The following is a 12,876-nucleotide window of genomic DNA, read 5'->3' on the forward strand; positions in this document are numbered from 1 at the left end:
AGTCAGTCCTGTGACAGCGCTGGCCGGCCCACACGGTGTAGACTGGCGCCCTGAACCGGGAGACCTGCGATGAGACCGATCCTCACGCTTCGCCAATACAGCCATGACCTGATCGTCCACAGCCACGACCACGCGCAATTGGTGTTCGGGCTTTCGGGCGCCCTGGATTTCGAGGTTGACGGCCGTGGCAGCCAGGTGGTGCAGCAGAGTTTCGTGGTGATACCGTCAGGCGCTCATCATGCGTGTGGCAGCCCCAATGGCAGCCGCTGCCTGGTGCTGGACGTGCCCGGCGAACAATGGGTTGTCCAGTCGTTGGGCGATCACGCCGAGTCCAGCCGGCGCTTGCTCGACAATGCCGGCCGCCTGTCACTGGATGCAGGGCAAAGCCAATTGGTCAGTTGGCTGGCGAACAGTCCGGTCGATGATCCGCTGATCGCACAACAAGGCGCGGTGCTGTTGCTGGCCAGCCTCAACAATGCCAGGCCCGACGCCGTCGGCGGTCGGCGCCTGCCCTATGCCGCGCTGAACGCACACATCGATCAGTACGCGGCGTACCCGCTGCAGGTGGCCGATCTGGCCCGGGTGGCAGGCCTTTCCAGTGCCCGTCTACATGCGCGGTTCGCGGCCGAATGCGGGCAGACGCCGATGGACTACATCCGCAGCCGACGCCTGCACATCGCGGTGGGCTTGCTGCGCAACTCGGCGCTGCCCATCGGCGAGATTGCCAGCCGAGTCGGCTACAGTTCCCAGAGTGCCTTTGCGGCGGCGGTGTTGCGCGAGTTCGGGGCATCGCCCGGGAAACTGCGGCGCGAGGCTGGCGACAAAAAACGCTAGTCTGCCGACAGACACAGCGGGGCCACACGGTTCAATGTAGGCGCTGCCGAAGACTGCGATCTCTTGACGTTGTTTTTCAAGATCAAGATCAAAGATCGTCCGAACGCGGCCCGAGCCTTCGGCAGCTCCTACATGATTTTACTGTTAAGGATTGCAATGACTCCCCGTACCGCCCTTGGCGCCCTGCATATCGGCGCATTGATGTTCGGCCTGACCGGCGTGTTCGGCAAACTGGCCGCCGCGTCACCGGCGATCATCGTGTTCGGCCGCGCCGCTTTTGCCGTGCTCGCGCTGGCGTTCTTTGCGCGGTTCGCCAGCCAGACGCGCTGGCACAAACTCGAGGCCGTGGACTGGCGTCGGTTGCTGCTCAGCGGCTTGTTGCTGGCCGGGCACTGGGTGAGTTTCTTCATTGCGGTGAAAGTCGCAGGCGTGGCGATTGCGACACTCGGCTTCGCCAGTTTCCCGGCCTTTACCGTGATCCTCGAAGGGCTGATTTTCCGCGAGCGTATCCGCGCCAATGAAATCGTGCTGGTGCTGCTGGTGAGTGCCGGGCTGGTGCTGGTCACGCCTGACTTTGATCTGGCCAGCGGCGCCACCACCGGCATGCTGTGGGCCGTGGGTTCCGGATTGTTGTTCGCCCTGCTGTCACTGACCAACCGTGCCAGCTCAGGGCGCGTCCCGCCCGTGCAGGCTGCGCTGTGCCAGAACGTGGTGGTTGCCCTGTGCCTGCTGCCGGTGGCGGCGCCTCAATTGAGCGAAGTGCGCACCATCGACTGGCTGTGGATCGGCCTGCTCGGTGTGTTCTGTACCGGTGTCGCCCACAGCCTGTTCGTCGCCAGCCTCGCGGTGATCAAGGCACGCACCGCCGCCGTGGTGTTCGCCCTGGAGCCGGTCTACGGCATCACCGTCGCCTGGTTGCTGTTCAACGAAAACCCGACCCTGCGCATGTTGCTGGGGGGCGCGCTGATCATTGTGGCGATTGTGGTGTCCAGCAGGCTCTCGACTGGCACAAGCAAGAAAGCCGTTACAGCCGAGGTCGCGTCTCACTGAGTGCGGTCGCTGTGCCCCAGGTCGCGGTCCGGGTCGATCTGGTCGCGGACCCGCTGCTTGAGCACTTTGGCCTCAGGGAAGCCACCGTCCGCCTTGCGCTCCCAGATCTGCACGGCGTCACAGTAAATATGAAAGACCCCGCCAGTGCCCGGCACCAGGGAGACTTTGCCCAGGTCATCACCAAAGGTACTGAGCAGCTCCTGGGCCAGCCAGGCCGCACGCAACAGCCACTGGCATTGCGTGCAATAGGTGATGACGATTTCCGGTTTGCTGACGGTCATGATGGGACGTGACTCCAGAGTTTGACGACGCCGCTATGATAGCCCGACCGGAGGCTGCCGAGACGGCGAAGCGGGTAGCGCCTCCAATTCGAACCCAGGCTCGATCATGGCCAGAGCAGCCGACTGCCGGGTCCCGTTTGGGCCGATCACGTCCCAACTCGACACCATGGACAACTCCTCCAGGTTGAGCCGGTACTCATCGTCAGCGACGGATTCGCCAGACATCGCCAAATCCGCAACCGCCGCCACCGCAGCAGCGACCGGGATGGAATGCCGGCTATCGACCCGTTCAAGCTCATCGTTGGCCGGCACCCCGTCGCGATGCACAGTAGACGGTTGCATGACGGGGGGCCACATCACTGGCTCGGTAGAGAATTCAGCCAGCGGTTGATGCTGCGACGACAGAGCTTCTGACCCTGCGGCTTGATGCGGCTGGCGGCGAACAAACCAGCCCAGCGCCAGCAACGCTATCAGCGCCGACAAACCGGCAATCGGCAACCAGCCAATCCCGGGGTTTTCAGCAATAGCGGGGGCTGGCGTCACCCTCTCGGAAGCAATGGGTTGCGCCTTTACCTTCTGCAGCTCCGCCAGTTGGGTCTGCAGTTCGGCCAACTGCTTTTCCTGGCCGGCGATCAACTCATCCTGACCTTGAAGCTTCGCGTTGAGCTCATCGACAGTGGTTTGCAACTGATGGTTTTGCAGGGTGCTGGCGGCCAGTTGTTCGACAACGGGATCAACCACGGCGGCGTCCGGCTCTGGCGTCGTCGTTGTCTCCGATGAAGGCGCCATGCCCGGTTGGACACGGGGGAACGCGGACGCTGGGGACCGGAAAACCGGTTCATCGGCGGCGGGAACAACCCCTGGTGCACCCGGCGGATCGATCAGTACCGTGTACTCACGCAGCAATCGCCCATTAGGCTGATTGAGCTGCACGAGGAAATTCAGGAAGGGTTCACTGACCGGTTTGCCGGAGGTCACCTGGATCACGCTGCGATTACCGTGCAGGACCGGTATGAACGTCAGATTGTTGAGGAACGATACCCGGTCGACCCCGGCACGGCTGAACTCGTCTGCCGTTGCCAGGCTCACCGACAGCTCGCTCTCCTCCAGGCCAGCCGCATCCACCAGTGCGATATCGGCACGCAGCGGTTGATTCAGCGCCGAATGCAGGGTGATTTCACCCAGGCCCAGCGCAGGCGCCCATGCCGAATAAGTGACAGCGGCCCCGGCCAGTAACCACTGAGAACCACCGCGTAAAACCAATCGCCAACACTTGAGCATGAGCATCCTTGAAATCTACAGAAACTACCCGTACGCGTTCGTACATCCGTTACGAACACGATATTGCCGAGTAGTTCTTATAGTCTGCCCAACACGGTCTATCAAAAACCTGGCGCTCGGTTATACCTCAAGACTTTTCGAGGTTGCCCAGGATGCGCCCGTGAACCCGCATGCACACCTTCAAGTCCGCTTCATCGACGCCTTCGAACAGTTCGTGACGCAGTTGCGTGGCAATGGTTTCAATTTGTTCGATCAGGGGACGCGCCGGTGCGCAGAGCACGATTTTCTTTGCCCGACGGTCTTCCAGCACGGACTGGCGTTGCACCAGGCCCTGGCTTTCCAGGCTGTCGAGCAAACGGGCCAGGGTCGGTCCTTCGACGCCGACGCTTTGTGCCAGCTCTCGCTGGGTCGGTGCTTCATCGAAACGTGCCAGGTGCAGCAGCACCAGCCAGCGCGCCTGGGACAAGCCCATGCCCGCCAGACGGCGGTCCAGTTCGGCACGCCAGCCGCGGGACATCTGGGCCAATTGCATGCCAAAGCGGTGTTGATCGGTTAACGGCATAAAACACTCATGATTAGACTGAAATAAATAAAAACTAATTATTAGTCAGCTAAGCATGAGCCTCGACTTGAGGCAAGGCTTGATCTGTACTGAATCGTTATATCAGCACTACAGGTGCCTCAAATCTCGAACTCCGACTGCAAGGCAGCACGAACGCAGTACAACACCCCTTCCGGCACCCTGCCTGCAAACAGCGCGGCGATCTCGGAAACCGGCGGCAATTCGCCTTCGCCATCGAGGAAGGCGTCCTGCACTTCACCCATCAGGTCTTCAGGCAGATCCAGCGCCTGTTCCAACGACAACTGCTGCTTGCCAATCGCTTCGGCCAGCATGGTGTAGACGTTCTTTTCCGAGCACTGCAACTGACCGGCGATCTGTACCGGCGTCATCCCGGCCCGCGCCAGAGTGATCAGTTCGTGACGCACGTCGGCCACCGCTTTCGGTACCTCGACCTGGCCGCCGAGCACCTCGAGGAATGCTTCGCCGTAGCGCTCCAGCTTGCGTGCGCCGACGCCGCTGACCGTGGCCATTTCCGCCAGCGAGGTCGGCTGGCTGCGCAGCATCTCCAGCAAGGTCGAATCGGGGAAGATGACGTACGGCGGCACGCCATGTTCTTCGGCAAGCTTGCGCCGCAAGGCGCGCAAGGCTTCCCACTTTTCGCGCTCCTCGCCGCGGACCAGTTGGCTCGCCTGGCTCTTGCTGCTTTTCGCCACGGTTTGCGCCTTGAGATCGCGGCGCAGCTCCAGGGTCACTTCACCTTTGAGTAGCGGCCGACACGTATCACTCAGACGCAGACCGCCATAGCCCTCATGGTCGACATCCGCCAGACCTCGAGCCACCAATTGGCGGAACAGGGAGCGCCACTCGCCTTCGGCCCTTGCCTTGCCGACACCAAACACCGACAGATGCTGATGGCCGAAGTTGCGGACCTTTTCGTTGTCCTTGCCGAGCAGTACATCCACCAGGTGCCCGACCCCATAGCGCTGACCGGTGCGGTAGATCGCCGACAGCGCCTGACGCGCAGGCTCGGTGGCGTCCCAGGTCTGCACGCCGTCAACGCAGTTGTCGCAATGACCGCAAGGCTCGGGCATGTCTTCGTCAAAGTAGGCCAGCAGCGTTTGCCGACGGCAGCGGGTTTCTTCGCAGAGCGAGAGCATGGCGTCGAGCTTGTGCTGCTCCAGGCGCTTGTGGCGCTCGTCGCCTTCGGAGTTCTGCAGCATCTGCTTGAGCATCACCACGTCCTGCAGGCCGTAGGCCATCCAGGCATCCGCCGGCAGGCCGTCACGGCCGCCACGACCGGTTTCCTGATAGTAGGCCTCGAGGGATTTCGGTAGATCGAGGTGGGCGACGAACCGTACGTTGGGCTTGTCGATGCCCATGCCGAACGCCACCGTCGCAACCATGATCAGGCCTTCTTCATTGAGGAAGCGTTTCTGATGGTAGGCCCGAAGGTCATTGGGCAGGCCGGCGTGGTATGGCAGCGCGGGGAAGCCTTGTTCACTGAGAAACGCGGCGACTTCCTCGACCTTCTTGCGCGACAGGCAATACACGATGCCCGCATCGCTACGGCGCTCAGCGAGGAACGCCAGCAACTGCTTGCGTGGCTGTTCCTTGGGCACGATGCGATAAAAGATGTTCGGCCGGTCGAAGCTCGACAGGAAGCGCTCGGCGTCTTGCAGGTGCAAACGGGTGACGATTTCTTCCCGGGTGCGCTTGTCGGCCGTGGCAGTCAGGGCGATGCGCGGCACATCGGGGAACATTTGCGCCAACTGGCCCAGTTGCAGGTATTCCGGACGGAAGTCATGCCCCCATTGCGACACGCAGTGTGCTTCGTCGATGGCGAACAAGGCGATGTTCAGCCCCTGTAAAAATGACAGCATGCGCGGCTGGACCAGACGCTCCGGCGCCAGATAGAGCATTTTCACTTCACCGCGGCGGATGCGGGCGGCGAGGTCGCGCTGCTGCTCGGCGCTGAGGGTGGAGTTCAGCGCGGCGGCCGCCACGCCCAGCTCTTCGAGGGTGGCGACCTGATCGTCCATCAGTGCGATCAGCGGCGAGACCACCACGGCCAGGCCTTCGCGCAACAGCGCCGGGACCTGGAAGCACAGCGACTTGCCGCCGCCGGTAGGCATCAGGACCAGGGCATCGCCGCCACTGGCCACGCGCTCAATGATTGCACCCTGACGGCCACGGAAACTGTCGTAGCCGAAGATGTCCTTGAGGACGCGTTGAGCCTGTTCGAGCATAGAAACTCCAAAAATCACCGAAACATCCCTGCAAGGCTGGTTCAGAACCCGCGACGCTGCACCGACAAATCGTAAGTGCGCATTGCATGACGCTTTACATTTCAGCCGTGACGCCAGCAGGGCATCACAAAACGCGCGAGTATACCCGAGCCCCGTCCGGCAGAGGGCACCGCTGATAAGTCAAACCTGATCCGGCAGCTCCTACGGGAAGGGACCATGGGCAAATATGCCGTGTGGCTGGCCCAAGCGCTCAAGAAGGCCTAGAATTCCCGCATCGAACATTCCCCAAGGTAGTCCTTTAATGTCCTTCGCTGAGCAACTAACCCGCCTGCAAGTCTTCCTCGACGCTGATGAACTGCATGACGAGGCGCTGGACTACGTGGCCGCCCACGGCTACCTGACCGCGCTGTCGATCTGCTCCGAAGTCGTTCCAGACCGTGAATGGATCGACGCCCTCTTCGCCGAAGAGCCGCACTACAGCGGCGAAGCCCAGCGCGAAGAGATCGAAGCCACGCTGATCGGCCTCAAGGCCCACATCGCCCGCCAACTGGCCTCCGACGAAGAGTTCGAGCTGCCGTGCGACCTCGACCTGGGCGACGACCCGGATGATTCCGAACTGCGCGGCTGGTGCATCGGTTTCATGGAAGGTGTGTTCCTGCGTGAGGAAGCCTGGTTCGAAACCGCCGAAGACGAAGTCAGCGAAATGCTGCTGCCGATCATGGTCGGTTCGGGCCTGTTCGACGAGCAACCGGAGTTCTCCGACATTGCCGCCGATGCCAACCTGATGGACGACATGATCGTGCAGATCCCGGAAGCCCTGACCGCGCTGTATCTGCTGTGCAACGCACCAGACGAAAAACCGGCGATTCTCAAGCCACGTCACCACTAAGGTTGCGCCTATGGACAACCCCATAGGCAACCGCCCCCTGATGTTGCGCTACGGGCTGCTGGCCATCGGCTGGCTGAGCGTGGCGCTGGGGGTGATCGGGATTTTCCTGCCGGTATTGCCCACCACCCCTTTCCTGCTGCTGGCGGCTGCCTGCTTTGCCCGCAGTTCCCCGCGATTCTATCAATGGCTGGTCGAGCATCCACGGCTTGGCCCATGGATCCGCGATTACCTCGACGGTAACGGCATCCCGCTCAAGGGCAAGGTCTACGCCATCGGCCTGATGTGGGCGAGCATCCTGTTCTCCTGCTACCTGGTGCCGCTGCCCTGGGCACGGGGGTTCATGCTGACCAGTGCGGTGCTGGTGACCGTCTACATCCTCAAGCAGAAAACCCTGCGCAATTCCTGAAGTCTCCCTCGCCACAAAAAGCTCATTGAGCGTCCTTCGGCCGACGACCTACCCTCCCCCTGCAAAAACTCCACCTAAACTCCACAAACCTACACTCGAGCAGCCATACATGGCCCGCAGTCTGCGTAGTCCAGGATGGCCAGCGCTCCGACTTCCGCTCGGCGGCTGGATACTGCCGGCCGGTTTGCTACCGACTGCATTCAACGGGGTCCAGACCGACCCGCTGGTATTGGACAACCCGATCGGCGATATCCACCCCGCGTCCCGACGCAAAGACCCGCTACCGGTGTACGCCTTCAATGCCGAAGGCCTGTACCTGCCGGGCAAGAACGGCGGCCAGCGCAGCAGCGACCCGAAAAGGCTGTCGCGCTGGCAGGACGTGCTGAAAAAGATGCAGGCCGAAGGCTTCGACATAGGGGACGGCTGACCGCCATGGCAAGGAGCGATGCATGACACTGCGTAAACAGCTGTTCCTGGCCATCTGCCTGTTCTTGTTGGTGGCGTTCAGCGGCAGTTTTTTTGCCAGCCTGGAAAGCTCCCGCGAGCAAACCCTCAGTCAACTGCGCGCCCACGCCCAGGACGCAGCCACCGCGCTGGGGCTGTCACTGACCGCACAGATCGATGATCCGGCCATGATGGAGCTGATGGTCAGCTCGATTTTCGACAGCGGCTATTTCAGCAACATCCGTGTCATCAGGCCCAAGGATCAGCAAACCCTGGTGGAGCGCAGCGCACCGACGAAAATCGACGGTGTACCTGACTGGTTCGTCAACCTGGTTGACCTGCGCCCGGAAAGAGGGGACGCCTTGATCATGCGCGGCCGGGAACAGCTGGCACGGGTCGAAGTCCTGAGCAATCCGCAATTCGCCCTGGCCAGGCTCTGGGACAGCACCCTCGGCAGCCTGATCTGGTTGTTGTTGTGCGGGGTGTTCAGCGCGGTGATTGGGGGGTGGATGCTGCGCCGGCAATTGCGCCCGCTCGACAGCATGGTCCGACAGGCTGAAGCCATCAGTAAACGCGAGTTTCTCAGCCTGGCGAAACTGCCGCGCACACCGGAACTGAAACGGGTGGTGCTGGCGATGAACCAGATGGTCGAGAAGCTCAAGGCGCTGTTCGCCGAAGAAGCCGCACGCAGCGAAAAACTGCGGGCCGAATCCTGTCTGGACAGTCTCACCGGCCTGGCCAACCGACGCCTGCTCGACGAGCAACTGGCCGACCATTTACGCGTGTGTGAACAGAGCCGCGATGGCCATTTGCTGATGTTGCGGATCAACGACCTGAACGGGCTCAACCAGCGACTGGGCGGCCAACGGACTGACGCGCTGATCAGTGCCGTGGGCGAATTGCTCAAGCGCCTGACTCAGTTGCCGGAGCGTCGCACCTGGCTGGCGGCACGCAATCGTGGCGGCGAATTCAGCCTGCTGACACCGGGTCTGGACGCTGAAAATGCCGCGCGCCTGGCCTCCGACGTCAGTGCCAGCCTTGAGAACCTGCGCCTGACCGGCGCCAGCGACTGCATGCCAGTCGCCCATCTGGGTGTTGTCGCCTATCGCCCCGGGGAGCCGATCAGCAGCGTACTCCTGCGCCTCGACCAGGCACTGACCGAGTCCCGGCAGCATCCCGAGCGCCCCTGGGTGCATCTGAGCCATGGTGACACGGCGCCGAATCACTCCCAGCACGACTGGCACACCTGGATTGACGATGCCTTGACCGAAGGCAAAATGCAGCTGTACTTCCAGCCCGTCGTGCAATGCGCCGACACGCGCCAGGTGCTGCATCACAAAGTGCTCGCACGCCTGCTCGACCCACAGGGCGAGGCGATTGCCGCCGGGCATTTCCTGCCTTGGATCGAGCGTCTCGGCTGGTCGGCACGCTTCGACCTGGCGATGCTCGAAGCCACTCTGGACGAACTGGTGGTCAACCGCAGACCCTTGGCACTGAGCCTGTCCGGCAGCACCCTGCGCGACCCGGAGCAATGGCGAACGATCCTCGACCTGCTCGACTCCCTTCCCGAACTGGCGCCGCTGCTGATCCTGGAAATCGACGAGTGCCAATTGCCATCCTCCGAAGTGCTGCAGGGCCTTTGCAGCACATTGCTCAAGACCGGTTATCGAATCGGCCTGCAACACTTTGGCGGGCGCTTCAGCCAGATCGGCAACCTGACCCAGTTGGGGCTGGCGTATCTGAAAATCGATGGGGCTTACATTCGCAACATCGACGAACAGCCCGACAAACGGCTGTTCATCGACGCGATCTTTCGCGCGACCCACAGCATTGATGTGCCGTTGATTGCCGAGATGGTCGAGACACGCGGGGAACTGGAAGCGATCAGGGAGTTGGGGATTTTTGGGGCCATGGGGCGGTTGATCGGGGCGCCAGAGCCGATATGAGTTTGTCAGGATGAACAGTGTTCAGGTGTTTTTATTCACAGTAGAATTTCCGCCATTATTTGTTCCAACAGAGAACATTGCCTCTGCCACAGCCGGGCATCGGTCCACAAGGAGAATAGTCTGTGAAACTGATCAGGCTGGAGCTTGAAAACTACCGCTGTTTCCCCACACTCACTCTCGAAATCGATGAACAGTTAACCCTGTTGGTGGCACGCAACGGTCAAGGAAAAACCAGCCTGCTGGATGCCATCAAGGTTGCATTGTGGCCTTATGTTCGTGGTTTCGATCTTGGCAGCGCTACCAATGACCTGACTGGAATACACCCAGACGATGTTTATCTGCGCCCTCTAAAGGCGCATCAAATGGAACCATCGCTTCCTGCCAGCCTGACAGCTCAAGCTCTTTTTCAAGGTGAAAAATGGCATTGGACACGTCGTCGGGACAGTATTCGCAAAGCGACAAAAACACGCGGGGATACCTTTACGAGCAAGCTCGAAGGTCGAGCTCAGATTCTCGAAGCTGCGATTTTTAATAGCGCCTCTCAGGAGCATTTAAAGCCAATTGATCTGCCCGTACTGGCTTACTACGGCACTGGACGACTCTGGAGCCAGAAAAAATTGACCGCGGCGTTTGAGAAAGCCGAAAACGCCGAGTTCTCCAGAACCTATGCCTATCGCGACTGCCTTGATCCCGCCTCCAGCTATAAACATTTTGTGAAATGGTACACACGCATTTTTCGCAGCTATCGAGAAGAGCAAATCCGCAATATTGAGCGTGGAAAGCTCAGCATTGATGTGAAAGACGAATTCACCCACCCGGTTATAGCAGTACAGAACGCAGTTAATGCAGTGCTGGCAAATCAGACAGGATGGCGAGATTTGGCTTACAGCAGTGAGTTTTCCGATCTGGTGCTGGAGCACCCCGTCCATGGAGTGTTGAAGGTCAGTCAACTCAGCGACGGTATTCGCAACATTGTCGCCCTCGCCGCCGATATCGCCTATCGCTGCATCAAGTTAAACCCTCATCTGGGCATCCTCGCGCCTCGTGAAAGTACGGGCGTTGTGTTGATTGATGAAGTCGACATGCACCTACATCCCGCCTGGCAGCAAACCGTGATCCCCGATCTTTTAGGGGCTTTCCCGCTTATACAGTTCATCGTAACGACACACAGCCCACAGGTGATTACGTCCGTTTCCGCACACTGCATTCGCGTTTTACAGACGGTGAACGACGATCAGGGACGCCGAGTTACGGTGAGTAACGTGGATCAACAAACCCAAGGTGTCGCCAGCTCACAGGTGCTGGCTTACGTCATGGATATCGATCCAACACCCGATAACGAACCCGCTCATAAACTGAGCCAGTACATTGCACTCATCCAGCAAGACCGTCATGAGTCATCACATGGTTTGAATTTGCGCGAATATCTCGACACTCACTTCGGCCCTCAACATCCCTGCATGCTCGACTGTCAGCGACTTATCAGATTGCAGATATTCAAACGCAAACAAACTAAAAAATAGTAAGCGCAAGGATCCGCGTAAATGCACAAACTGGTTCGAAGTGGCGGGCCCCACTGCCTTACTCGCTATCAACATGGTCTGCATCGCTGGTCGCTGGAATCACCAACGCCAGAGGAACGTGAGCATATTTGGGAGTGCCTGCGACTAATGCAGGATACTCGTTGTGCTTACTGCGAAGCCGATATCAGTAAAGCCAGCCGTCGGCACCTCGAACACTTTCGACAACGAGACAGATTTCCTCAAGGCACGTTCGATTGGAACAATCTGTTCGGCTCATGTAATCGGGAAGATGCCTGCGGTAAGTTCAAGGACAGTTGCGGCGCCTATGATCATTCTATTTTACTCAAACCCGACAATGACAACCCCGATGATTACTTGATTTTCGTCAGCGACGGCACCATCACTCCACGGGAAGACTTGAATCAACACAACCTTCACCGAGCGCTGGAAACCCTTCGAATTTTCAATCTTGATGCAGAACATGGCGCGCTTCGCGAAATGAGACGCGAGGCGGTTCGTGGCTTCCTTGATACCGCGACAGCTCTTCAAGAGATGTATGAGGAAAACCCGGACAGTGAGGAATTACAGCAGTACCTTGCGGAAGAACTCCTGGTAACCGCCCATTTACCCTTTGCTACAGCTATCAGACATACATTGTCCTGGAGCCTTTAGCCGAGAAAGCCACCAATTGGTTTACGCTGAAAATGACTTTGTTTAACGACTGTCATCCGCTGCTTGATGAAAGCTACAACTTCTTGCGCCGCAGCCTACACCTACGCCAGAATCCGCCGGCTTGTGTGTCTCGCGGCCAGGTTCTATCGTTTGCGGGTCGCTGTCGAATCAGCGATCGGATTTGACCGTCCGAACAAATCAAGGCGCACCAGCATCCAAGACCTGATTCAGGCATTTGTCTGAATTCTCGTGTCGCGGTGGCTGTGCGTGGGACACCTTCAGGTGTGCCGGATTCCTTGATGTCCGGTCGGTCAACCCGCGTACAGCTGCCACCTTATTCGTTTGACCGCGAACGGTGGCTGCTCCACCCATCAAGGAACTTCACCCATGTTCAAACCAACACCCAATCCCCCGGAAACCGATAACGTTTCCATCGATCCGCAAAAACTCCACGAAGCTGCCGATCGCGCTCTCGACGACTACATCAATCTGTCCTCCCGCATCAACGCTACTGCAAAAAAAACCAATACGATGTTCGCCATAGCACCCGGCATCGGCACCGAAAGTCTGCTGGCCCATGCATGTGAGTCGTTGGCGTCGGCGAGTGTGCTGGCCAGTGATTTCGCCAGGGTCCTGCATGGATCGCAGCGCCATACGATGCTGGCGATCCAGCAGATCATCATGCTAGGTGAGCTGGCGGTAAATCAGGCGCTGGATAATCTCGATCCGCAAGTTTAGGCAA

Annotated in this window: 12 protein-coding genes and 1 pseudogene; 9 read left to right on the forward strand and 4 right to left on the reverse strand. The window is 59.6% G+C overall.

Going from position 1 to position 12,876, the window contains the following annotated elements; genetic code table 11:
* Positions 1 to 69 precede the first annotated feature (69 nt).
* Together KGA81_RS17615 and KGA81_RS17620 are read left to right on the forward strand one after the other, a co-directional pair.
* A complete protein-coding gene (locus KGA81_RS17615) occupies positions 70 to 834 on the forward strand; it encodes an AraC family transcriptional regulator (RefSeq protein ID WP_223547450.1) in 765 nt (254 codons plus the stop codon).
* A 156-nt stretch (positions 835 to 990) separates the two neighbouring features.
* Positions 991 to 1,884 carry a DMT family transporter gene (locus tag KGA81_RS17620; RefSeq protein WP_223547451.1) on the forward strand — a complete coding sequence of 298 codons (894 nt, stop codon included), beginning with the start codon at positions 991 to 993 and terminating at the stop codon, positions 1,882 to 1,884.
* Here the strand turns inward: KGA81_RS17620 and KGA81_RS17625 are convergent.
* From KGA81_RS17625 to recQ, 4 genes are all read right to left on the reverse strand, one after another.
* The gene (locus KGA81_RS17625) at positions 1,878 to 2,165 is read right to left on the reverse strand and encodes a SelT/SelW/SelH family protein (protein ID WP_223547452.1); all 288 of its coding nucleotides are present in this window, start codon (positions 2,163 to 2,165) and stop codon (positions 1,878 to 1,880) included. The two genes, KGA81_RS17620 and KGA81_RS17625, sit on opposite strands and share 7 nt — an antisense overlap.
* A gap of 33 nt (positions 2,166 to 2,198) precedes the next feature.
* Positions 2,199 to 3,446, reverse strand: coding sequence for a hypothetical protein (locus tag KGA81_RS30085; protein ID WP_317850796.1), 1,248 nt, complete (start codon positions 3,444 to 3,446; stop codon positions 2,199 to 2,201).
* Positions 3,447 to 3,573: 127 nt separating this feature from the next.
* A complete protein-coding gene (locus tag KGA81_RS17635; protein ID WP_223547453.1) occupies positions 3,574 to 4,008 on the reverse strand; it encodes a MarR family transcriptional regulator in 435 nt (144 codons plus the stop codon).
* Positions 4,009 to 4,127: 119 nt separating this feature from the next.
* Complete coding sequence (gene recQ, locus KGA81_RS17640; protein WP_223547454.1) at positions 4,128 to 6,254, reverse strand: DNA helicase RecQ; 2,127 nt, start codon at positions 6,252 to 6,254, stop codon at positions 4,128 to 4,130.
* 301 nt (positions 6,255 to 6,555) lie between these two features.
* Here recQ and KGA81_RS17645 point away from each other — a divergent pair, with 301 nt between their 5' ends.
* The 7 genes and pseudogenes from KGA81_RS17645 (at position 6,556) to KGA81_RS17675 (ending at position 12,872) form a co-directional block, all read left to right on the forward strand.
* Entirely contained in the window at positions 6,556 to 7,143 is a 588-nt protein-coding gene (locus tag KGA81_RS17645; protein WP_007975277.1) for a YecA family protein, read from the forward strand.
* 10 nt (positions 7,144 to 7,153) lie between these two features.
* Positions 7,154 to 7,549 (forward strand): YbaN family protein, encoded by a 396-nt coding sequence (locus tag KGA81_RS17650; RefSeq protein WP_223547455.1) that lies wholly within the window; start codon positions 7,154 to 7,156, stop codon positions 7,547 to 7,549.
* 214 nt (positions 7,550 to 7,763) lie between these two features.
* Positions 7,764 to 7,976: pseudogene (locus KGA81_RS17655) on the forward strand (hypothetical protein); the annotation flags it as partial.
* A gap of 22 nt (positions 7,977 to 7,998) precedes the next feature.
* Positions 7,999 to 9,939: a cyclic di-GMP receptor LapD gene (gene lapD / locus KGA81_RS17660; RefSeq protein WP_223547456.1), complete on the forward strand. Its 1,941-nt coding sequence runs from the start codon at positions 7,999 to 8,001 to the stop codon at positions 9,937 to 9,939.
* A 122-nt stretch (positions 9,940 to 10,061) separates the two neighbouring features.
* Positions 10,062 to 11,462, forward strand: coding sequence for an AAA family ATPase (locus KGA81_RS17665; RefSeq protein ID WP_223547457.1), 1,401 nt, complete (start codon positions 10,062 to 10,064; stop codon positions 11,460 to 11,462).
* Between the two features lie 21 nt (positions 11,463 to 11,483).
* The gene (ptuB, locus tag KGA81_RS17670; RefSeq protein ID WP_223547458.1) at positions 11,484 to 12,134 is read left to right on the forward strand and encodes a retron Ec78 anti-phage system effector HNH endonuclease PtuB; all 651 of its coding nucleotides are present in this window, start codon (positions 11,484 to 11,486) and stop codon (positions 12,132 to 12,134) included.
* 387 nt (positions 12,135 to 12,521) lie between these two features.
* Positions 12,522 to 12,872, forward strand: a complete 351-nt coding sequence (locus tag KGA81_RS17675; protein WP_223547459.1) for a DUF6124 family protein — start codon at positions 12,522 to 12,524, stop codon at positions 12,870 to 12,872.
* The last annotated feature ends 4 nt before the right edge of the window (positions 12,873 to 12,876 follow it).

It is taken from the genome of Pseudomonas sp. A-B-19 (assembly GCF_019947515.1).
Classification (GTDB): Bacteria; Pseudomonadota; Gammaproteobacteria; order Pseudomonadales; family Pseudomonadaceae; genus Aquipseudomonas.